Below are 19,975 nucleotides of genomic sequence, written 5' to 3' on the forward strand. Positions count from 1 at the left end.
TTGTTTGCTGTTTTTATTGATGTTTCTTTCATATGTCTTGTCTTTCTACTTGTGGTTGTCTGAGATATACAGCTCTCTACGACATGTATACAGTCCTGTGCGTCGACAGCGGAAGATGTGTATAAGCGTCATCGGCCCCGCGACAACGCGGACCCCGCGGGGTGGCCGGTCCGGGAAGGTGTCCGGCCCCGCGGGGTCCGCCTGGCGTCGGGGAAGAGCGTCAGGTGGGCCCGCGCGGGGCCGGTGGGTCACCCACGCCGGTCTGGGCCGGCGGGACCCGCTGTCCGTCGCGGTCCTCCGCTGTGCGGGACCGAGCCGCGGGGAAGGCGGCTGGGGCCCGATCCGGTCGAGTCGCGGGGAAGGCGACTCGAACGGGTTCCGGCGCGGAGGCCGGGAGGGGCGGGAAGGGTGCTCCCGGGATCACGACAGCGTCGGCATCCCCTCGCTCTCCATGTCGGCATACGCGGCCTCCAGTTCGGCCACGTAGGCCTCCCAGTTGGCGGCGTCCCAGATCTCGAAGCGGGTGTCGACGCCGACCACGACCACGTCGCGGTCCAGCCCGGCGTACTCGCGCAGGCTGGCCGGGATGGTGATGCGGCCGGTCTTGTCGGGCTCGATCTCGACCATCGACCCGAAACTCATGCGGGCGGCCATGCGCGCCCGGGCGGTGTCGGACGGGGCCATGGCGGCCATCGCGGCGCTCTGCTCGGCGACCCGGGCCATGGTGAGCCCGTAGACGCAGCGCTCCTGGCCCTTCTTGATCACCATGCCGTCGGCCACCTGGTCGCGGAAGCGGACGGGGAGGGCGAGCCGGCCCTTCTCGTCGAGTCGCAACGGATAGCTGCCGACGAACACCGGATCACCCCCTGCATCGGTCCTCCCGTGGCCCCGCAGGCACCCCGGACGGTCCCTGCCTCTCCACCGGTCGCCACAGTAACCCACTGGCCCCCACCGGACACCACTTGCGCCCGTGTCGTGACCAGCGGGCCCCACCCCTCACCCCGGAGCCACCGCAGCCGTGTGCAGCGCGATCGCGACAGCCCGTCACGGCCGATTCCCGACGTACGGTGGGAGGCGTGACGGAGACGACACGGGCCGCCGACGGGACGGCCGATCCGTCGGTCGACGTCGCAGCGGAGGGCGCACGGATCGCGGCGAGCATCAGCCGCGTCGTCCAGGGCAAGGACCACGTGGTGCGACTGGCCCTGGTGGTCCTGCTCGCCGAGGGCCACCTGCTCGTCGAGGACGTGCCCGGCGTCGGCAAGACCACGCTGGCCAAGGCACTGGCCGCCTCGGTCGACGCCAGCGTCCGGCGGATCCAGTTCACGCCGGACCTGCTGCCCAGCGACGTCACCGGCGTGGCCGTCTACGACCAGGAGACCCGGGAGTTCGAGTTCAAGCCCGGCGCCGTCTTCGCCAACATCGTGGTGGCCGACGAGATCAACCGGGCCTCGCCCAAGACCCAGTCCGCCCTCCTGGAGTGCATGGAGGAGCGCCAGGTCACCGTCGACGGCGTCAGCTACGAGCTGGCCCGGCCCTTCGTCGTCGTGGCCACCCAGAACCCGCTGGAGATGGAGGGCACCTACCCCCTCCCCGAGGCGCAGCGCGACCGGTTCACCGCCCGCGTCTCGATGGGTTACCCCGATCCGGCCGCAGAGCTGGCCATGCTGGACGACCGCGCCACCACCGACCCCCTCGCCGGGCTGCGGCCGGTCGCCGACGCGGCCCTGGTCCGGTCCCTGGTGGCGGCGGTCGGCCGGCTGCACGTGTCCGAGGCGGTGCGCCGGTACGTGGTCGCGCTCGTGGAGGCCACCCGCCGCTCCCCCGACCTGCGCCTGGGCGCCTCCCCGCGCGCGGGGCTGCAGCTGCTGCGGGCCGCACGGGCCTCGGCCGCCCTCCTCGGCCGCGACCACGTGCTCCCCGACGACGTGCAGTCGCTCGCCGTGCCGGTGCTCGCCCACCGGCTGCTGCTCGGCAGCGAGGCGGCGGTCGGCCGGCGCAGCACCGAGCAGGTGGTGGCGCAGCTGCTCGCCTCCGTCCCCGTCCCCCGCGGGCGCTGACCGGTGCGGAGGACTCCCGGGCGGGCGCTGTCCGCCCTCACCTCGCGTGGCCGCTGCCTGATCAGTGGCGGCCTCGCGCTCGCTGCGGCCGGGGCCTTCCTCGGTGAGCGGTCCCTCGTGCAGCTCGCCGTCTTCGTGCTGGCCCTGCCGCTGCTGGCCGCGCTGAGCGTGGCGCGCAGCCGCTTCCGCGTCACCACCCGGCGGGCGACCAGCCCGGCCCGGGTGCCGCGCGGCACGCCCGCCGAGGTGCTCGTGGAGCTCGGCAGCACCGACACCCGGCGCGGAGGGCTCTGGCTGCTGACCGAGCACCTCCCGGCCGCGCTCGGCCCCTCGCCCCGCTACACCGTGTCCGGCCTCCCCGCGGGCGCGACGACGCTGCTGCGGTACTCCGTCGCCGGCCGGGTCCGCGGACGCTACGAGCTGGGACCGCTGCAGCTGCGCGTCGTCGACCCGTTCGGCCTGGTCGAGCGCTCGGCCTCCGGCACCGGCACCGCGCCGCTCGTCGTCGTCCCGCGCGTGCGCCCGCTCGGTCCCGGCGGCACCGGCGTCGAGCAGGGCCGCGGCGGCGAGGGCACGCACCGCTCGATCGCCGCCCACGGCGACGACGACGTCAGCGTGCGGGAGTACCGGCGCGGGGACGACCTGCGCAAGGTGCACTGGCGGGCGACCGCGCGCACCGGTGAGCTCATGGTGCGGATGGAGGAGCGCCCCTGGCACCCCCAGGGCACCCTGTTGCTCGACACCCGGGCCCGCGCGCACCTGGTCGCCACGTCCCGCCCGGACACCGTCGCGGTACCCGGCCCGTCCGGCGACGACTGCCCGCCCGGCGACAGCCTGGAGTGGCTCGTGGAGGCCGCGGCCAGCATCGGCAGCACACTGGCCCGCCGCGGATCGGTGGTCCGCGTCGTCACCGACACCGGCGAGCTCAGCCCTCGCCCGGGACGTCCGGGACTGGGGGCCGAGGAGCTGCTGGACCGGCTGGCCACCATCGGGCCCTCCCGCGTGGCCGACCTGCACGGCGCCGTCGAGGCCGCCTGCCGGGCGGCCGGTGACGGCCCGCTGATCTGCCTGCTCGGAGCGGTGGGGCCCGACGACGTCGCGCCGCTCACCCAGCTGCGGCCGGGCACCGGCGCCGACGTCGCCGTGCTGCTCGACGTGACCGGATGGGCCCTCCCGTCCGGCCGGGGGTGGATCCGCGGTGGCGGAGCCGGGAACGCGCTCGCCACCCAGCGGGAGGAGGCCGTTGCGCTGTTGTCCGCGGCCGGCTGGCGGGTGACCGTCGCCGGGGCCGGCCACGGCGTCGCCGACGCCTGGGCAGCGGTGGCCGGCACGCCCACGGGGGTGCCCGCGTGATCCGCGCCGACGTCCGCACCGCCTGCGCCGCCGCGGTCGCCACGCTGCTGGGCGCCGTCGCCCTTACCCCGGTGTTCACGTCTGCGGGCTGGTTCCCGCCGGCGTTCGTCGTCGTCGGTTCGGTGCTGGCCGCCGGGCTGCTGCTGCGCGCGGCAGCGCACAGGGCGGCCGGCGGGCCGGACCGGGAGCCGGCCGGCCCGTGGGCCCTCCTCGTCCCGGCGGGGCAGCTGGTGGCCGTCGTCTGCGTGCTCACCGCACTCTTCGCACCCGACGGCGCGCTTCTGGGCGCGCTGCCCACGCCGCAGAGCCTGGAGGGTCTGGGCGGCGTGCTGGCCGACGGTGCGGCGGAGGTGCGCGAGCAGGCCACCCCGGCCCTTCCGCTGACCGGGCTGCTCGCGCTCACCACGCTGTTCGTCGGGCTGGTCGCGATCGTGGTGGACCTCGTCGCGGTCACGGCCGGCCGGGCGGCCGTGGCGGGGCTCGCGCTGCTGATCCTGTTGTGCGTCCCGGTCGGCACGGTCACCGGGGCGATCGGGCTGCCGGCGCTGGTCGCGCCCGCCGTCGGGTTCGCCGTCCTGCTCTGGGCCGACCAGCGGCGTGTGCTCGGCGGGCTGCACGGCTGGGCCGGAGGTGGTGGGGCCGCGGTGCGCATCGGCGCCGTCGCGCTCGTCGCAGGGGTGCTGCTGGGACCGCTCGTCCCGATCCTGGAGGAGGGCTCGTTCGGCACCGGGCTCGGCGGCGGCGTCGGTGGCGCCACCGGGACGGCGCTGGACCCGGTGGCCGAGCTGCGGGGTGAGCTGAGCCGCCCCGAGCCGATCGAGCTCCTGCGCGTGGACGCGTCGGTCGAGGACCTCGGGTACCTGCGGGCGGTCGCGCTGGACGAGTACGACCCCGCCGAGGGATGGACGCTGAGCAACCTCGACGGCCAGATCTCGGTGCTCGAGGACGACACGCTGGCACCGCTGCCCGCGCGGCAGGTCGCGCGCCCGGTGACCGCCGACATCACGGTCCTCGAGCACGACGACCGGTTCTTGCCGCTGCCGTCGTCCCCGCTGTCGGTCTCGGTGGACCGGGACGCCGCTGCCTGGCGCTTCGACGGGGCGACCGGGACGGTGTTCGGCCGGGACGTGTCCACCGAGGGCCTGGGCTACCGAGTGGCGGCCAGCGAGCCACGTCCGTCGCCGGATCTGCTCTCCCGCGCCGTCCCGCTGCCCGAGGGCGCCGCGATCCAGGAGCGCTTCGGCACCCTGCCCGAGCTCGACCCCTCGATCGGCGCACTGACCGCCGAGCTCACCGCCGGTGCGGCCACGCCGTACGAGCGGGTGCGCCGCATCCAGGACTACCTGACCGACCGGGGCAACGGGTTCACCTACAGCCTCTCCACCGCGTCGGGGACCTCCGGCGACGACCTGGTGGACTTCCTCCGGCTCAAGCGCGGCTACTGCGAGCAGTACGCCGGCGCCATGGCGGTGCTGGTCCGGCAGGCCGGCATGCCCGCGCGGGTGGCACTGGGCTACACGCCGGGATCGGTCCAGGACGACGACAGCCGGCTGATCACCAGCGACGACGCCCACGCCTGGGTGGAGGTCTTCTTCCAGGGCCTCGGGTGGGTGCCGTTCGACCCCACCCCGATCGCGGTCGACCGGCGCGTGGCCCTCCCGTGGTCGCCGCGGGCCAGCGACCGGATCGAGGAGACCGACGAGCTCCCGGCCCCGACCGCTCCCACGGCGGCGCCGCCGGTGGAGGTGCCGCGCGAGGACCGGGTCCCCGAGGCGGTCCCCCAGGCGCAGACGGCGCCGACGGCGGAGACCTCGCTGCGCCCGGTGCTGCTGTCGCTGGGCGCGGTGGCAGCCGCCGCTGCGCTGCTGTCGCTGCCGGGGGGTCTGCGGGTGCTCCAGCGTCGCCGCCGGCTGGCCGACGGGGATCCCGGTGGGCTGTGGGACGAGCTGCGGGCGAGCGCCACCGACCTCGGGATCCGGCTGGATCCGGCGTGGACCCCGCGCCGGACGGCGGAGGAGCTGACCGCCGCCGCGCGCCCGGAGCCCGGCCTCGCCGAGGCGTTCATCTTCCTCGCCGGTGCCGAGGAGGCCGCCGCCTACGGCCCGCCCCGCGCCGCGACGTCCGACCCCCGCCTGCCCGAGGCCCTGCGGACGGCGCGGCGCGGACTGCTGGCCGCCCAGCCGTGGCCGCGGCGCCTGGCGGCGCGGCTGTGGCCGACGTCGGTGCGCGACGGACTGCGGGACCTGCTCCCCCGGCGCCCGGGGACGACACCGGCCGCCGTCCGATGAGGACGGCGGCCGGGTCCGGGGTGGTTGCGGGCTACTGGTCGTAGCGGCGGCGGAAGCGCTCCTCGAGGCGGTTCTTCATCGGCTGCCGGCCGCGGCCGCCCCGGCCGGTAGGGGATGCACCGCGCTGGCCGGCGGGGCCGGAGACCTCGACGGCGCCGGTGGCGGTGCGGTAGTTCAGCACGCCGAGGATGACCCCACCGAAGGCGACGAGGAACCCCAGCACGCCGAGCGGCACGGAGCCGGTGACCGGGCCGGCGACCAGGACGGCGAGGCCGACCAGGACCAGCAGGGCGCCGAGCTGCAGCTTGCGGCGGGCCTTCAGACGGCGATCGCCGGTGCGGACCGAGGAAGCGAACTTGGGATCGTCATCGACGAGGGCACGCTCGATCTGCTCCAGCAGACGCTGCTCGTGCTCGGAGAGCGGCACGTCGACCTCCAGGGTGGGGCGGAGCCAAAGCCGTCGGAGGCTCCCGCCGACGGTACGTCCGAGGATACGAGTCGTTCGCAACCGGCGAAAGGCGACGAACCGGCAACCTGCGCGTGATGCCGGACGATCACTCTCCCGGGGCGGTCGTGGCGCCGGTTACCGCAGGTCAGCGGGCCGTTCCCCCGGGGCGGCCCGAGCGGTGCAGCAGGGTGGCCGGACGGACCGCGCCGGCACCGAACCGGCGGGCGGCGCGGTCGGCGGCGAGCTCGGCCTCCCGGCGGCCGTGCTCCCGGGCGCCGAGCTCCAGCTGCTGGGGGGCCTCGTCGGCGTCCACGAGGCGCTCGGCCCGCACCCCGACCAACCGGATCCGGGCCCGGTCGAGCCCCAGGGCGTCGAACAGGGCGCGCGCGGTGTCGTAGAGGTCCTTGCCGACGTCGGTGGGCGTGCCGAGCGTCCGGCTGCGGGTGATCGTCGCGAAGTCGGCGAACCGCACCTTGATGCTCACCGTGCGGGTCAGGCAGCCCATCGAGCGCAACCGGCCGGCCGTGCGCTCGGACAGGTGCAGCAGCTCGCGGTGGATGACAGCGGGATCGTCGACGTCGGTGGAGAAGGTCTCCTCCGCCCCTGTGGACCGCTCCGGCTCGTCGGGGACGACCCGTCGCGGGTCGCGACCCCAGGCCAGCTCGTGCAGGTGGCTGCCGGCCGCGGCGCCGAGCGCGCGCTGCAGCGTCCTCGACGGCACGTGCGCCAGATCGCCGACGGTGCGCAGGCCCAGCCGCAGCAGCGTCTCCTCGGTCTTGGGGCCCACGCCCCACAGGGCGCTCACCGGCAGCGGGTGCAGGAAGCCCATGACCTCCGCCGGGCGGACGACGAGCATCCCGTCGGGCTTGGCGGCGGTGGAGGCCAGCTTCGCCACGAACTTGGTGCCGGCCACCCCGACCGAGCAGGTGATGCCCTGCTCGTCGTAGACCCGGGCGCGGATGTACTCGCCGACCTCGGCGGCGTCGCCCAGCCGCCGCCCGGCCCCGGAGACGTCGAGGAACGCCTCGTCCAGGGACAGCGGCTCCACCAGCGGCGTGATCGACCGGAACAGGGCCATGACCGAGCGGGACACCTCGGTGTAGAGCGCCATGTCCCCCGGCAGGACGGTCGCCGTCGGGCACAACCGCAGCGCCCGGCCGGTGGGCATGGCGGCGTGCACCCCGTAGCGGCGGGCCTCGTAGGTGGCCGAGGTGACCACGCCGCGGTTGCCCGCGCCCCCGACGATCACCGGGGTGCCGGCCAGCTCGGGGCGCCGCCGCACCTCGACGCTGGCGAAGAAGGCGTCCATGTCGACGTGCAGGACGGTGCACCCCGCTGCTCGGTCCACGACTCCTCCTCCCCGATGTCGGACACATGTTCGATATCGGGGAAGAATAGCGCCCGGCCCGCCGTCCGGCCGACTCCGGCACGACCCCGTGTCGGACGCCTCGACGGCGCAGGTCGGCCGCAGGTGTGAGCCCGCGATCACCGAGGTAAGCAGCGCGCAGGGGCCGCCGTCCGGCGGTCCGGACCGACCTGATCGGAGGAGCCATGGCTCTGGACGACGACATGACGACCGGCGACGCCGGCGCGGACGGCGGTGCCGACAGCGGTGCCGACGGCGGCGTGGGCGGCGGCGCGACCGGCGCCGACAACGGCCAGGAGGGCCCCATGGACGCCGGCTCCGGCGGCGGCACCCCGGGCACGCACGACGGTGGCGCGGACGGCGGTGCCGACAGCGGTGCCGACGGCGGCGCGGACACGGGTGCCGACGGCGGCGCCGACGGTGGTGCCGACGGCGGCGCGGACGGTTCCGCCTGACCGAGAACCCGACCCCGCAGGGCGGGGCGGAGCAGCTGCTCCGCCCCGCCCTGCGGCGGTGCACGAACATGGCGCCGGAGGACTTCGGCGAGCACTACTGGGCGCGCCGTCCCCTGCTCACCCGCGCCGAGGACACCGGTAACTCCTTCACCGACCTGCTCGACCTGCCCGCGGTCGACGAGCTGCTGTCCCGCCGGGGTCTGCGCACCCCCTTCCTGCGGATCGCCAAGGACGGCGCCGTCGTCGAGGCCAAGCGCTTCACGACCTCCGGCGGCGCCGGTGCCGAGATCGCCGACCAGGTGAGCTCCGACTCGGTGCTCCGGCTCTTCGCCGAGGGCAGCACCGTCGTCCTGCAGGGTCTGCACCGGCTGTGGCCGCCGCTGATCGAGTTCGCCGACTCCCTCGCCGCCGACGTGGGCCACCCCACGCAGGTGAACGCCTACGTGACGCCGCCGTCCTCCCGCGGCTTCAGCCCGCACTACGACGTGCACGACGTCTTCGTGCTGCAGGTGGCCGGCGAGAAGCACTGGACCATCCACGAGCCGGTGCTCCCCGATCCGCTGCGCACCCAGGTGTGGACCGACCGGGCTGCCGAGGTGGCCGCCGCCGCGGAGCGCGAGCCGGTGATCGACGCGGTGCTCCGCCCGGGCGATGCCCTCTACCTGCCCCGGGGCTACCTGCACTCGGCGCGCGCCCTCGGTGAGATCAGCGCGCACCTGACCGTCGGCATCCACTCCGTCACCCGCTGGGCGGCCGCGGAGTCGGTGCTGGACCTCGTGCGCACCCTGGCCGCGGACGACCCGGCGCTGCGCAGCTCCCTCCCCCTGGGCATCGACCTCGGCGATCCGGACGTGGTGGCCGACGACGTCGCCGCCGTGGTCGACGGGCTGCGCGAGTGGCTGGGCCGCGTCGACCCCGCCGAGGTGGCCGACCGCCTGCGGGCCCGCACCTGGGCCCAGGTGCGCCCCGAGCCCGTTGCGCCGCTCGCCCAGGCGACCGCCGCCGCCGCACTCACGGCCGAGACTGTGCTGCGCCTGCGCACCCGGCTGCGGTGCGTGCTGCGCGACGGCGAGGACGGCGGCGTCGTGCTCGTCGGCGGCCGCCGCACCCACACCTTCCCGGCGGAGCAGCGGCCGGCCCTGGCCGAACTGCTGACCGTGGGCGAGCTCAAGGTCGGGGACCTCCCCGGCCTGGACCCGGCCGACCGGCTCGCGCTGGCCCGCCGGCTGGTGACGGAGTCGATCGCCACCGTGCCCGACGCGGCGGTCGCGGGCCCTCCGCCGCTGTGACCTCCGACCCGGCCGGCGTGGACGACTTCTGCCGGACCGACCTCCCGGCGCGGCCGCTGGGTCGGCTCGACGGCGAGCGCTGCTCGGTGCAGGCGCTCGTGCGTGCCGACTCCGGGCTGGCCACGGCGTCCCCGGTGGACCGCTGGCTGCTGATCGAGCAGCCCGGCCCCTGGGGGCGGCAGGCCCTGCTGCAGTCCCGGTTCGACGCGCGGGTGGCGCTGCTGCTGGCCGAGCGGGCCGCCCGCGAGGGGGTCCGGGTGCTGCTGGTGCGCCGTCCCGGTGACCGGCTGGCCGACTCGGGCCGCCGCTGGGCCTACGCCGACAGCCGCCCCGGGCGGGAAGGGCTGTGGTGGTCGGTGCGCACCTCCGACGCCGACCTGCTCACCGCACCGTGGGACGGCTCGGTCGGCGAGCGGGCCGCCGGACGGACGTACCTGGTGTGCACGCACGGCGGGCACGACGCCTGCTGCGCGCTGCGCGGGCGGCCGCTGGCCCGGAACCTGCCGACGGCCGGGCCGGACGAGGTGTGGGAGTGCAGCCACCTCGGCGGGGACCGGTTCGCCGCCAACCTGCTCGTGCTGCCGCACGGCTTCTACTACGGCCAGGTGCCCGGCGACGGCTCGCTGGTGGTGGCCGCACACGACGCCGGCCAGGTGGCGCTGCCCTGGCTGCGCGGACGAGCCGGGCTGGCCGCGCCCGCGCAGGCGGCGCAGCACTACGCGCGCGAGGAGCTGGGCCTGCTCGGCGTCGATGACCTGCTGCCGATGGCGGTGGCCCCCCTGGACTCCCCCGGCGACGGCACCGAGCGCTGGGAGGTCACGCTCGCGGGGCCGGCCGAGGCGGTCGTCGTGGTCGTGGAGAGCCGTCCGTCGCCGGAGACAGTGCACCTCACCTGCCAGGCCACCCGGCCGGGCCGGGTGCGCACGTGGCACCACCTCTCGCTGGTGACCCGCCCGGTGCAGCCCACCGGCTGACGCTCAGGACAGCCCGCGCCCACGGGCGACCAGCAGCGGGATCGCGAGCTCCGTGGCGGTCAGCGAGCCGTGGTAGGCCGCGAGCCGGCTGGGCCCCGGCTCCAGCCGCGGGGTGACCAGTGCCCAGGTGCCGCGGGCCAGCGCGACGACGTCGCCGATGCGGGCGGCGAGCGCGTCGTCGACCCTGCCGAAGACGCCGCTGGCGATCGCCTCGTCCCGGCCGACCACCCAGGCACGGTCGCCGAGCACGCCGCGCCAGCGGTCCAGGAGGTCGGCCTCCGCTCCGGGCTCGGCGTGCACGTAGCGGGCGCGCGGTTCCCCGGCGAGCAACCGGACGCCGTCAGCCAGGTCGGGCTCGTCGTCCAGGTCGAACCGGGTGTGGGCGGGGACGTCGACCATGCCGTGGTCGGCGGTGACGAGCAGGGCGGCGTCGTCCGGGAGGCCGTCGACGAGCTGGGCGACCAGCGCGTCGACCTGGGCGAGCTGGGCCCGCCAGCTCGGGGAGTCGACGCCGCGCACGTGGCCGGTCAGGTCGAGCTCGGCAAGGTAGCCGTAGACCAGCGCCCGGTTCCCGGCGTCGAGGGCGGTGCGCATCAGGGCGGTGAGGTCGCCGGGGCCGACGCTGCCGGTGTAGTTGCCGCCGCGGTAGGCCGCCTCGGTGAGGCCGGAGCCGGCGTAGGCCCACGGTCCGACGGCGGTGACGGCGATGCCGTCGGCGGCGGCCCGCTGGAAGACGGTGGGGGCCGCCATCCACTCGGCCGGGTCGGGGTCGTCGGCCCACTGGGTGTGGTTGAGGGTGCGCCCCTCCCCCGGCACGTCGGTGACGAATCCGAGGACGCCGTGCCCGCCCGGCGGGAGGCCGGTGGTCAGGGTGGTGAGGCTGACCGGGGTGGTGCTGGGGCAGGGCGCGGCGAGGTCGCCGGCCGGACTGCTCAGGGCGGCGAGCGTCGGGGCCAGGTCGGCGTGCGCCCGGATCAGGTCGGCACCGAGGCCGTCGACGAGCAGCACCGCGGCCCGGCGGGCGCCCTGCAGCGCCCCGGTGAGGCCGAGCGGATCGGCGGGGAGGCCGCCCCGGGGCACCGGCGCACCGAGCGCCGCGGCCACGCCGGGCAGGACGTCGGCCAGGCTGGCGGCGCCGTAGGCGGGCCGCTGCAGGTCGGCGGGGAGCACGGAGCCGTTGGCCGGTAGGCCATCGGCCGCGGAGCTCACGGGCGGGTGGCCAGCAGGTGCAGGCCGGCAGCGACCTCCCGGTAGGGCGAGGTGCCGGCCAGCGCCAGTTCCAGGTCGCGGACCGCTGCGACGTCGGCCCCCGCGGCGGCCTCGAGCAGATCGGCGACGACGGAGACGCCGCGCCACTCCCCGGCGGTCAGGCCGGCGCCGTCGACCAGGACGAGGAGGTCGCCGTGGGTGAAGCGGCGGCGCCCGGGCCGGCCGGGGACGGTCTCCTGGTCGCGCAGGACGGCGAGGGCCTCGACCGGCTGGCCGGCGATGGCACGGGCGAGCACGCCACCGGCCCGGTTGGCGACGGCGAGGCTCACCTGGCCGCCCGGGCGCAGCGCCCCGGCGATCTCGCGGAGGGTGACCGCGGGGTCGTCGACGACCTCGAGCACGGAGTGGCACAGCGCGAGGTCGTAGCCGCCGTCCTCGGCGAGCACCTCGTGCAGGAGGTCGCCGTCGCCCTGGACGCCGACGACCCGCTCTCCCACGCCGTCGTTCTGGGCGCGGCGGGAGAGGGTGGCGAGCGCGTCGGCGCTGGGGTCGACGACGGTGACGGTGTGCCCGAGGCGGGCGAGCGGAACGGCGAACATGCCGCTTCCGCCGCCGACGTCGAGCACCCGCAGCGGGGTGCCCGCGCCGACGAGCGGGTCGAGCGCGGCCCACACGGCGGCGGTGCGGACGGGCAGCTGGGCCGCGGTCGGCGAGGGAGGAACGGTCGGCACCCACCGGAGCCTAGTGGCGACGGGGCCTCCGGTCCGCTCAGGCCGGAACGCTGTCGGCCGCCCGGCGGATGGCGGCGATGTCGATGCGGCGCATCTGGAACATCGCCTGGGCGGCCCGCTGGGCGCGGCCGGGGTCCGGGTCGCCGAGCAGGGCCGGGAGCTCGGTGGGGACGACCTGCCAGGAGACGCCGAAGCGGTCCTTGAGCCAGCCGCACATGCTCTCCTCGCCGCCGTCGGTCAGGCGGTTCCAGTAGTGGTCGGCCTCCTCCTGGTCGGCGCACATGATCTGGAAGGAGATCGCCTCGCTGTGCGGGAACTGCGGACCGCCGTTGAGGGCGAGGTACTCCTGTCCGTCGAGGGTGAAGCCGACGGTCATCGCGGTGCCCTCGGGCATGGGCTGGCCGGGGCCGTAGCGCGTGACGTCGCCGATGGAGGAGTTCGGGAAGATCGAGGTGTAGTGCGCGGCGGCCTCCTCGGCCGTGCCGTCCATCCAGATGCAGGGGATCTGCTTGGGCATCGGTTCTCCTCGAGGGCGGCCGGCGGTGGTGCCGGGGTGGGTGGTGCCGGGTCAAGTGGTGTCAGGAGTCGAGACGGCCCGGCGGCCGGGAACTCATCGGTCGCCGGCCGCACCCGTCCACCGCGCCCACGCCGGCCACACCAAGTCGGCGTAGCGCTGGTAGCCGGCCGCCCCCGGGTGCGCCCCGTCGCCGGCGGCCACCTCCTGGCACCAGGTGGCGCAGTCCAGCAGGGTCGGGAGGACGGCGACGTACGGCACGCGCCGTTCGGCGCAGAGCTCCGCGAAGCGGAGGTCGAGGTCCGCGATCCGGCCAGGACCGACTCCCCCCGATTTATGCGGCACCTATGGGGAGGACGGCAGGCGGAAAGCGAACGGAGCACGGAGCAAACGCTCTCCCAGTTACGTTGCTAGTTCAAGTAAAGAGCGCACCTGCGGCGCACCCCTTCCGGCCGGGCCACCTAGTTGCGGCCTCGCTCTTGCCCGAGATGGTCGAGCTCACTAAAGAGATCGTTAGCAATCTCGTCGATATTGAGCACCCGCCGCTTCACCATGCTGTAGAGCGGCTCGAGCTCCCCGAACCACCCGTCGGTGTCGGCAGTGCTAACCTCTTGCAGCTTCTTGTAAGGAAGGTCGGAACCCTCCCTGGCGTGGATTTCTAGGATGTAAGGATTGAAGTCATCCTCGTCCCGGGACTTGATCAGAAAGCCAAACTTCCCCGTCGTCGCGACGAAACGGTACTGGCTCTTCTGGGCCGACTCCCAATCCAGCGCGCCTTGCTCGGTCAGCTGCACCAGCCGCTTAAGAAGCGTGATGACCTGGCCTGTCGAAAGATAGTCCATTTCAGCTCGCCTTCACCTGACACTGGGCGACTAGTCCGGCGGCAAAACTTGACACTTCGCCGATCTCCTCGACGGCGGTCTTTGTCACGGAACGCACAGTCTGTCTATTACTAGTGACCAGAGTTGACTTGGCGGCGCCAGCAGTGCGGGCACTGGCCCGCAATCTCTCAATCAGATCGCCGTCGACATCCTTTTCTCCAGCCATGAGGGATGCCACCTGATTAGCGGTATGACTGTATGAGACAAGAGAGCGAATGGCTAAGCGTCGGTCGTCATCCGCTGCCGCAGCATCAAGGTCACCTTCAATGACCCGAAGTTGTGGAAGTAGCACCAGGAGATGATTCATACTCATACGACGAGCCGTTTCCTCGATCGCCGTCTTTGTGGCCTCGGACGCCTTCGCCGTCTTCCGCAACTGCTGGATAGCAAGACTGAATCCCACGACCGAGACGATGAGGCTCAGGACGCCCAGTCGGTCACTGAAGGTTAGACCTAGCCACCAGTCGATAATTGTCTCGCCCCCTCACCTCTAGGACAGGCCTGCCAACTACGCCTCAACGACCCTAACAGCCATTCCTATGACCTCCGCCCGACGGCGCGCGAGTGGGGACCAGCGCGGCCCGGGCGGTTGTGACGGGGCCGATGGGGTGACCTTAGCGATCGCAGGCGGTGGCGCCGCCTCGTCGTGCGGATCGGCGTGGTCGGGGTCGGCCCAGCCGGCCCGAGTGGCGCAGCCGGGCCTGCAACGGCGCTGGTCGCGGATGCGGAAGAAGCTCTGCTGCACGGGCGTGGTCGGTAGCGGTCGACCGGGTCGGGAACGTCGAGAAGCCAGCAGTCGCAGTCGGTGCCGGCGTGGTCAAGGCAGCCCAGTGGTGGCGCGTGTCCCGGCCACTGCCCACCCGGCAGCGGTACGCGTCCGATCTGGCCATCGCCGCGCTCGTCCTGGCCGGGGCGTTCACGGTGGAGCAGGGTCGTCGGGGCTGGACGTTCTACGCGGCGGGCCTGGCCGGGGCGGTGGTCGTCGCCGCCGCGCAGGCGATCACCGTGCGATGGATCCGCGACCGCGCCAAGGCCGGCACTGCTGCCGGGCTCTGATCCGGACGCGTCAGTGCCCTGAGCTGCCCGGGCTGGAGTGCCACAGCTTGCGCGGCGGCGCGGACGCGGCACGGCGGGCGGCGGTCGCGGCGTCGTCGCCGGCCGGCTTGATGTCGGCGTAGGGCGACATCCGGAAGCCGGTCGGGTGCACGAGAACCGGCCGCACCACGACCGGCCGGCTGCTGCGCGATGCCGCCGCCCCGGTGATCGCCTCCTCGGTGATCTCCCCCTGCGCCGCCATCAGCTCGGCCACCGACTCCAGCCCGCCGGTCTCCCACGCCTCGTGCAGCGCCGGCAGCTCCCACGCCCCCGTCGCCCGGAGCGACATCCCACGGGGCCCGGTGCGGCGCAGCACCCCGCGGATGACCAGCAGCCACGAGTGGAAGACCGTCGCCGCGTACGGGCCCTGCGCGTCCTCGAAGAACGTCGAGTCGGTGCAGCCGCTGCCGTCGTCGAGGGTCACGAACACCACCCGCCGTCCGGACCGGATCGGCGGCGTCTGGGTGGCCACCTTGACGCCGGCCACCAGCACCTCCGAACCACTGCGGCAGCCGAGCAGCTCGCCCGCCGGCACCGCGCCCAGCGCGGCGAGGAACGGACGGTAGAAGTCGACGACGTGCCGGCTGGCGTCCAGGCCCAGCACCTCCAGCTCGGCGCGCACCAGCTCGGCATCGGTGAACTCGGGCAGCCCGCTGCCCTCCGCCCAGCTGGGCCCGACGGCCGCGCTCTCCGGACCCGCACCCTCCAGACCCGGGAGCTCCAGACCGGGGAGCTCCAGACCGGGTAGCTCCGGTCCGGCGTCCTCCATCCCCATGAGGTCCAGGCTCAGCTGACCGTCGGAGGTCGCCCGCGCCCCGCTGCGACTCCACCGGTCGAGTTCGCTGATCTGCAGCAGCAGGTCGCGCCGGGTCACCTGGCGGCGCCGCCGCGTCGGCCGGCCTGCCTCGCGGTCGCGCATGCCGAAGCCGTACAGCGAGTCGAACCCGCCGGCCAGCACCAGCCGCTCCACCACCGGCCGGGACACCGACGCCCGCGACCAGAAGTCGGTCAGCGACCGGTACGGCTGACCGTTGACGACCCTGGCCACCTCGTCGTCGGAGATGCCCTTCACGTCGGCCAGCGACAGCCGGATCCCGTACCGCGACGGATCGGCCATCGCCGGCGGCATCCACTCGGGACGGCGCCAGCCACCCCGACCGACACTCTCACCCTCCACCTCATCCTCAGAGTCGACGGCGTCGTCGCTGGTCAGCCGCTCGACGCGGTAGCTGCCGGCCGAGGCGTTGACGTCCAGCCCGAGCACCCGGATCCCGAAGTTGCGGGCGTCGTCGAGGATCAGCCGCTTCGGGTACATGCCCGGGTCGTGGGTGAGCACCCCGGCGAGGAACGCCGCCGGGTGGTGGGTCTTGAGCCACGCCGACTGGTAGGTGGGCAGCGCGAACGCGGCCGCGTGCGCCTTGCAGAAGCCGAACGACCCGAAGGCGACCAGCACCTCCCACACCCGCTCGGCCACGTCCGCCGGATAGCCGGCAGCCAGCACCCGGGGCATGAACCAGGCCCGGACCTCGGGATGGGCGTCCTTCTCCCCCAGCGCGCGGCGCACCTCGTCGGCCTCGGCCAGCGTGCAGCCGGCCATCCGCGACACCACCTGCAGCACCTGCTCGTGGAACACCACCACCCCGGCGGTCTCGGCGAGCGCGAACTCCAGGTCGGGATGCGGGTACTGGGCGTCCTGCCAGCCGTTCCGGGCCATGAGGAACGGGGTGACCATGTCGCTCTTCACCGGTCCGGGCCGGAACAGCGAGATGTCGATGATGATGTCCTCGAACGTCTGCGGCCCGAACTTGCCGACCAGCTCGCGCTGCCCCGGGGACTCGATCTGGAACATCCCCAGCGTGCGGGTCGAGCGGATCAGCTCGAACGTCGTCGGGTCGTCTCGCGGGACCGCGTCGATGTCCACCGTCTCGCCGTCGACCCGCGCCACCTCGTCGAGGGCGTGCGCGATCGCCGACTGCATCCGGATGCCCAGCAGGTCGAGCTTGAGCAGCCCCAGCTCCTCGACGTCGTCCTTGTCGAACTGGCTCATCGGATAGCCGAGGTAGCTGCTCTCCACCGGGGTGCGGTCGAGCAGCGTGGCGTCGGACAGCAGCACCCCGCACGGGTGCAGCGCGATGTGCCGGGGCAGCCCGTCGAGCCGGGACACCAGGTCGAACATCAGGTCCAGGTCGCCAGTACCCCCGGCCCGCCGGGACCCGTACCGACTGGCCCGCAGCTCCGGGAGGTCCCTCAGCGCGGCGTGCACCTGGTTGGCCCGGATGTGCGGGAACGCCTTGGCGACGGCGTCGACCTCGGCCGGGGGCAGCCCCATCGCGGCGCCGACGTCGCGGATCGCGTGCCGCACCCGGTAGGTGTCCATCATCGAGATGCAGCTGACCCGGTCGGCGCCGAAGCGGTCGATGACCGCGTCGTAGACCTCCATCCGGCGTGCGGACTCCACGTCGATGTCGATGTCGGGCAGCTGGTGGCGCAGCGGTGAGAGGAACCGCTCCATCAGCAGCCCGTAGCGCAGCGGATCGACGTCGGAGATGCCGAGCAGGTAGGTGACCAGGCTGCCCGCGCCCGATCCCCGCGCCGCGGCCCGGACCCTCAAGCTCTTGATGAGGTCGACGACGTCGGCCACGGTCAGGAAGTACGACGAGTAGCCGAGGCTCTCGACGACCCCGAGCTCCTCGGCCAGCCGCTGCCGCACCCGGGCCGTGGGCGCCATGCCGCGCCGGCCCAGCCCGGCCTCGCACCGGGCCCGCAGCACCTGCGTGGAGCTCATCCCCCGCTCCGAGGGGGTGGTGACGACGTCGAGCTCGGGATAGCGGACGCTGCCGATCCCCAGGTCGGCGGTGATGTCGACGGCGCACTGCTCGGCCAGCCGCGCGGTGCGCTCGAGCAGGCGGAGCGCGGCGTCCCGGTCGGGGCCCATCAGGTCCTCGGCGACCTCGGCCATCTCCTTGCCCGACTTCAGGTACCCCTCGGCCGTCGTTCGGTCGACGTTCCGCTGCCCGAGCGGAACCAGCCGGCGGGCCGCGTCCAGGACGTCGGCGGTCGGCGCGTCCAGGGCGTCGACGTAGCGGACGGCGTTGCTCAGGACGACGGGCACCTGGTGCTCGGCGGCGAACCGGAGCACCGCCTGCGCGCGCTGCCGGTCGCCCCGGCCCCGGTGGTGCACCACCTCCAGCGCCAGCCCCGGCCCGAAGACCGCCCGCCACGCGTCGAGCACGGCGGCGGCGAGATCGGTCCGTCCGGCCAGCAGCGCCCGGCCCACCGGCGACCCCGGGCCCAGCAGCGGGGTCAGCCCCTCGGCGTGCTCGGCGGCGATGGCCAGCGAGCTCACCGGCTCGCCCCGGGTGCCGCGCAGGTGGGTGGCGCTGGTGAGCCGGCACAGCGACCGCCACCCGGCGCCGTTCCGGGCGAGGAAGGTGATTCGGGGCAGCCGCGGGTCGACGCTCGCCCCGCCCCGCGCGGGAGCCCGGCGGGCAGACGCCGCGGACCGTGACCGCGAAGCACGGGCCGTGGCGGGGTTCTCCCCCAGCACGTGTGCGAGCGCCGGCGGCACGCTGGTGCCCAGGTCGGGTGCCACCGCGAGGTCCACCCCGAAGATCGGCCGGATCCCGGCCGAGCGGCACGCCAGCGCGAACTTCACCGCGCCGTAGAGCCCGTCCCGGTCGGTGAGGGCCAGGGCGGACATGCCGTACTCGGCAGCACGGGCCACGAGGTCGGCGGGGTGGTTGGCCCCGTACCGCATGGAGTAGCCGGAGGCGACGTGCAGGTGGACGAAGGGGTCGCTCACCTCTGCAGCTCGGCCGCGGTGCCACCGACGACCCGAGGACGGGGGTAGGCGGGCTCGGCACTGGCACCGAGGCAGTTCGCCACGACCGCGAGGAAGGTGCCGACGTCGCGGACGAGGTCGTCGGCCTCGCGCTCGGTGACCGCGGAGGACAACCCCGCCTCGGCGGCGGCCCGCTTGGCCGCGCCGGCGGCGAAGAAGGTGGCCCACTCGCCCAGCTCGGGGGCGACCTGCTCGAGCAGCGCCCAGGCGCTGCGCGGGCGGCGCCGGCCGGATTCCGGCCGGGTGCGGGCGGCCAGCACGGCGGCCGCGGCCCGCAGCGCCCCCAGGTGCGCGGTGGCGTAGCGCTGCCGGACGTCGGTGCAGCCGGCGGCCTCGGCCAGCCCGCGGCGCGCCTGGTCCAGCAGCGACGCGGCCGCGGCGGGCAGCGCCGGGGGCAGGGGTAGCTGGTCGGCCATGAGCGGTCGGGCGCCCATCAGTCGTGCACCCGGATGAGCCACCAGCGGTTCGCCGCGGCGTCCCAGGACAGGTCGAAGACACCGGCGAAGTCCGTCCGCGAGCGCCCGGCCCGGACCGCCTCCACCCGCCACACCTCGCGCGGTGCGACCAGATCGGCCGACGCCCCTCCGGCTCCGGCGTCGCGCTGCCACCACGGAGCGGTCTCCATCCACGAGTCGAGCAACTCCCCCACGAGATAGCGGGACTGCCCGCGCCAGAACTGCACCGGACCGAGTGCGCCTCGTTCCACCTGCACCTCTTCGCCGACCCGGTCGACGGCCTCACCGATCACCCGGCTCATGGACGGACCTCCCCACGTCTCCAACACCCCGCCGTCCGCACCACTCCGTGGGAAGGCCGGAGAAAGGTTCGGGCGACGACTGATCGTTGTTCGAACGCTTGTTCGAACGAGTCCAGTAGACCGGACTGCCGATACGCCGTCAAGACGACGCGCGACCGGCTCACAGCTGCAGCGGATCCGGCGGGGCGAGCTCCTCGAGCTCCGGCGGATCCGGTTCGGGATCGGGGTACCAGCCGGGCGGCCGCGTGGTCCGGGAGACGCCCGACGGGGTGCGGACGACGAGTCGGCCGTCGTCGAGCAGGCTGAACGACCAGCCCCGCGCGAAGGTCTTGATCCGGTGGTGCCGCCGGCACAGGCAGCACAGGTTCGCGCACGCCGTCGGACCGCCGTCGGCGAACGGGTGCCCGTGGTCGATGTCGCAGCGGCCGGCACGGCGCCGGCACCCGGGCATCCGGCAGTGCCGATCGCGGACCGTCACGAGGCGTCGCTGCCTGGCGGTGGGCCGGTAGCCGTCCGTGGGCGGGGGCGGCCCCAGACCCGGTCCGTCGTCGTCCCCACCCGCCCGCGGGTCCCCCCGTCGGCTCCGGCGACGGACACGGCGCCCGACGGCGGCCCGGCGGAGCTCCGCCCGGGTCGCCGTCGGGCCCCTGTCCCTTATACCCATCCACCGCTTCCGCAGAACGAGATAGAGAATAACTCAGTGTCCTCCTATAA

Annotated in this window: 20 protein-coding genes; 7 read left to right on the forward strand and 13 right to left on the reverse strand. The window is 74.4% G+C overall.

The annotated features are described in order from the left end of the window. Positions 1–420: 420 nt before the first annotated feature. Complete coding sequence (gene mraZ, locus C5508_RS14905; RefSeq protein WP_104525733.1) at positions 421–855, reverse strand: division/cell wall cluster transcriptional repressor MraZ; 435 nt, start codon at positions 853–855, stop codon at positions 421–423. A 221-nt stretch (positions 856–1,076) separates the two neighbouring features. On the opposite strand from mraZ, the gene C5508_RS14910 reads away from it, so the two are divergent. From C5508_RS14910 to C5508_RS14920, 3 genes are read left to right on the forward strand one after another with little or no spacing between them, the layout of a single operon-like run. Further along, entirely contained in the window at positions 1,077–2,060 is a 984-nt protein-coding gene (locus tag C5508_RS14910) for an AAA family ATPase (protein ID WP_104525734.1), read from the forward strand. Between the two features lie 3 nt (positions 2,061–2,063). Further along, the gene (locus tag C5508_RS14915) at positions 2,064–3,413 is read left to right on the forward strand and encodes a DUF58 domain-containing protein (protein WP_104525735.1); all 1,350 of its coding nucleotides are present in this window, start codon (positions 2,064–2,066) and stop codon (positions 3,411–3,413) included. Next, entirely contained in the window at positions 3,410–5,701 is a 2,292-nt protein-coding gene (locus C5508_RS14920) for a transglutaminase family protein (RefSeq protein ID WP_104525736.1), read from the forward strand. The genes C5508_RS14915 and C5508_RS14920 overlap by 4 nt, the downstream gene beginning before the upstream one ends. 31 nt (positions 5,702–5,732) lie before the next feature. On the opposite strand, the gene C5508_RS14925 is transcribed toward C5508_RS14920, so the two are convergent. Continuing rightward, the gene (locus C5508_RS14925) at positions 5,733–6,128 is read right to left on the reverse strand and encodes a DUF3040 domain-containing protein (RefSeq protein WP_104525737.1); all 396 of its coding nucleotides are present in this window, start codon (positions 6,126–6,128) and stop codon (positions 5,733–5,735) included. Between the two features lie 166 nt (positions 6,129–6,294). Beyond that, positions 6,295–7,497, reverse strand: coding sequence for a DNA polymerase IV (dinB, locus tag C5508_RS14930; RefSeq protein WP_104525738.1), 1,203 nt, complete (start codon positions 7,495–7,497; stop codon positions 6,295–6,297). Positions 7,498–7,700: 203 nt separating this feature from the next. Here dinB and C5508_RS14935 point away from each other — a divergent pair, with 203 nt between their 5' ends. The 3 genes from C5508_RS14935 to C5508_RS14945 all read left to right on the forward strand — a co-directional run bounded on the left by C5508_RS14935 (position 7,701) and on the right by C5508_RS14945 (position 10,233). After that, a complete protein-coding gene (locus C5508_RS14935) occupies positions 7,701–7,970 on the forward strand; it encodes a BatC protein (RefSeq protein WP_104525750.1) in 270 nt (89 codons plus the stop codon). Between the two features lie 68 nt (positions 7,971–8,038). Continuing rightward, the gene (locus C5508_RS14940) at positions 8,039–9,259 is read left to right on the forward strand and encodes a cupin domain-containing protein (RefSeq protein ID WP_232797163.1); all 1,221 of its coding nucleotides are present in this window, start codon (positions 8,039–8,041) and stop codon (positions 9,257–9,259) included. Next, positions 9,256–10,233 carry a sucrase ferredoxin gene (locus C5508_RS14945; RefSeq protein ID WP_104525739.1) on the forward strand — a complete coding sequence of 326 codons (978 nt, stop codon included), beginning with the start codon at positions 9,256–9,258 and terminating at the stop codon, positions 10,231–10,233. Before C5508_RS14940 ends, C5508_RS14945 begins: the two co-directional genes overlap by 4 nt. Before the next feature lie 3 nt (positions 10,234–10,236). On the opposite strand, the gene C5508_RS14950 is transcribed toward C5508_RS14945, so the two are convergent. The 6 genes from C5508_RS14950 to C5508_RS19605 form a co-directional block, all read right to left on the reverse strand. Beyond that, positions 10,237–11,442, reverse strand: a complete 1,206-nt coding sequence (locus tag C5508_RS14950) for an alkaline phosphatase family protein (RefSeq protein WP_104525740.1) — start codon at positions 11,440–11,442, stop codon at positions 10,237–10,239. Continuing rightward, the gene (locus tag C5508_RS14955; RefSeq protein WP_104525741.1) at positions 11,439–12,173 is read right to left on the reverse strand and encodes a class I SAM-dependent methyltransferase; all 735 of its coding nucleotides are present in this window, start codon (positions 12,171–12,173) and stop codon (positions 11,439–11,441) included. Before C5508_RS14955 ends, C5508_RS14950 begins: the two co-directional genes overlap by 4 nt. Positions 12,174–12,210: 37 nt before the next feature. Continuing rightward, positions 12,211–12,690, reverse strand: a complete 480-nt coding sequence (locus C5508_RS14960) for a VOC family protein (protein WP_104525742.1) — start codon at positions 12,688–12,690, stop codon at positions 12,211–12,213. Between the two features lie 93 nt (positions 12,691–12,783). Beyond that, entirely contained in the window at positions 12,784–13,032 is a 249-nt protein-coding gene (locus C5508_RS19600; RefSeq protein WP_157944110.1) for an SGNH/GDSL hydrolase family protein, read from the reverse strand. Positions 13,033–13,148: 116 nt separating this feature from the next. After that, complete coding sequence (locus C5508_RS14965) at positions 13,149–13,529, reverse strand: hypothetical protein (protein WP_104525743.1); 381 nt, start codon at positions 13,527–13,529, stop codon at positions 13,149–13,151. A 1-nt stretch (position 13,530) separates the two neighbouring features. Next, positions 13,531–13,971 (reverse strand): hypothetical protein, encoded by a 441-nt coding sequence (locus C5508_RS19605; protein WP_157944111.1) that lies wholly within the window; start codon positions 13,969–13,971, stop codon positions 13,531–13,533. Positions 13,972–14,381: 410 nt separating this feature from the next. Here C5508_RS19605 and C5508_RS14970 point away from each other — a divergent pair, with 410 nt between their 5' ends. Then, positions 14,382–14,624, forward strand: a complete 243-nt coding sequence (locus C5508_RS14970) for a hypothetical protein (RefSeq protein WP_104525744.1) — start codon at positions 14,382–14,384, stop codon at positions 14,622–14,624. A 10-nt stretch (positions 14,625–14,634) separates the two neighbouring features. Here C5508_RS14970 and C5508_RS14975 read toward each other — a convergent pair whose 3' ends face one another. The 4 genes from C5508_RS14975 to C5508_RS14990 form a co-directional block, all read right to left on the reverse strand. Continuing rightward, a complete protein-coding gene (locus C5508_RS14975) occupies positions 14,635–18,465 on the reverse strand; it encodes a DNA polymerase III subunit alpha (protein WP_104525745.1) in 3,831 nt (1,276 codons plus the stop codon). Beyond that, positions 18,462–18,938, reverse strand: a complete 477-nt coding sequence (locus C5508_RS14980) for an SAV_6107 family HEPN domain-containing protein (RefSeq protein WP_104525746.1) — start codon at positions 18,936–18,938, stop codon at positions 18,462–18,464. Before C5508_RS14980 ends, C5508_RS14975 begins: the two co-directional genes overlap by 4 nt. After that, positions 18,938–19,261, reverse strand: a complete 324-nt coding sequence (locus C5508_RS14985) for a DUF6504 family protein (protein ID WP_104525747.1) — start codon at positions 19,259–19,261, stop codon at positions 18,938–18,940. Before C5508_RS14985 ends, C5508_RS14980 begins: the two co-directional genes overlap by 1 nt. A 160-nt stretch (positions 19,262–19,421) precedes the next feature. Next, positions 19,422–19,739: an HNH endonuclease signature motif containing protein gene (locus C5508_RS14990; RefSeq protein WP_104525748.1), complete on the reverse strand. Its 318-nt coding sequence runs from the start codon at positions 19,737–19,739 to the stop codon at positions 19,422–19,424. Between the last annotated feature and the right edge of the window lie 236 nt (positions 19,740–19,975).

Origin of the sequence: Blastococcus atacamensis (assembly GCF_002938425.1) — a bacterium.
GTDB lineage: Bacteria > Actinomycetota > Actinomycetes > Mycobacteriales > Geodermatophilaceae > Blastococcus > Blastococcus atacamensis.

Coding starts and splice junctions, on each gene's coding strand:
- C5508_RS14980 (WP_104525746.1), bottom strand. CDS start 18,938: ATGGGCGCCCGACCGCTCATGGCCGACCAGCTACCCCTGCCCCCGGCG.
- C5508_RS14965 (WP_104525743.1), bottom strand. CDS start 13,529: ATGGACTATCTTTCGACAGGCCAGGTCATCACGCTTCTTAAGCGGCTG.
- C5508_RS14935 (WP_104525750.1), top strand. CDS start 7,701: ATGGCTCTGGACGACGACATGACGACCGGCGACGCCGGCGCGGACGGC.
- C5508_RS14985 (WP_104525747.1), bottom strand. CDS start 19,261: ATGAGCCGGGTGATCGGTGAGGCCGTCGACCGGGTCGGCGAAGAGGTG.
- C5508_RS14940 (WP_232797163.1), top strand. CDS start 8,039: ATGGCGCCGGAGGACTTCGGCGAGCACTACTGGGCGCGCCGTCCCCTG.
- C5508_RS14960 (WP_104525742.1), bottom strand. CDS start 12,690: ATGCCCAAGCAGATCCCCTGCATCTGGATGGACGGCACGGCCGAGGAG.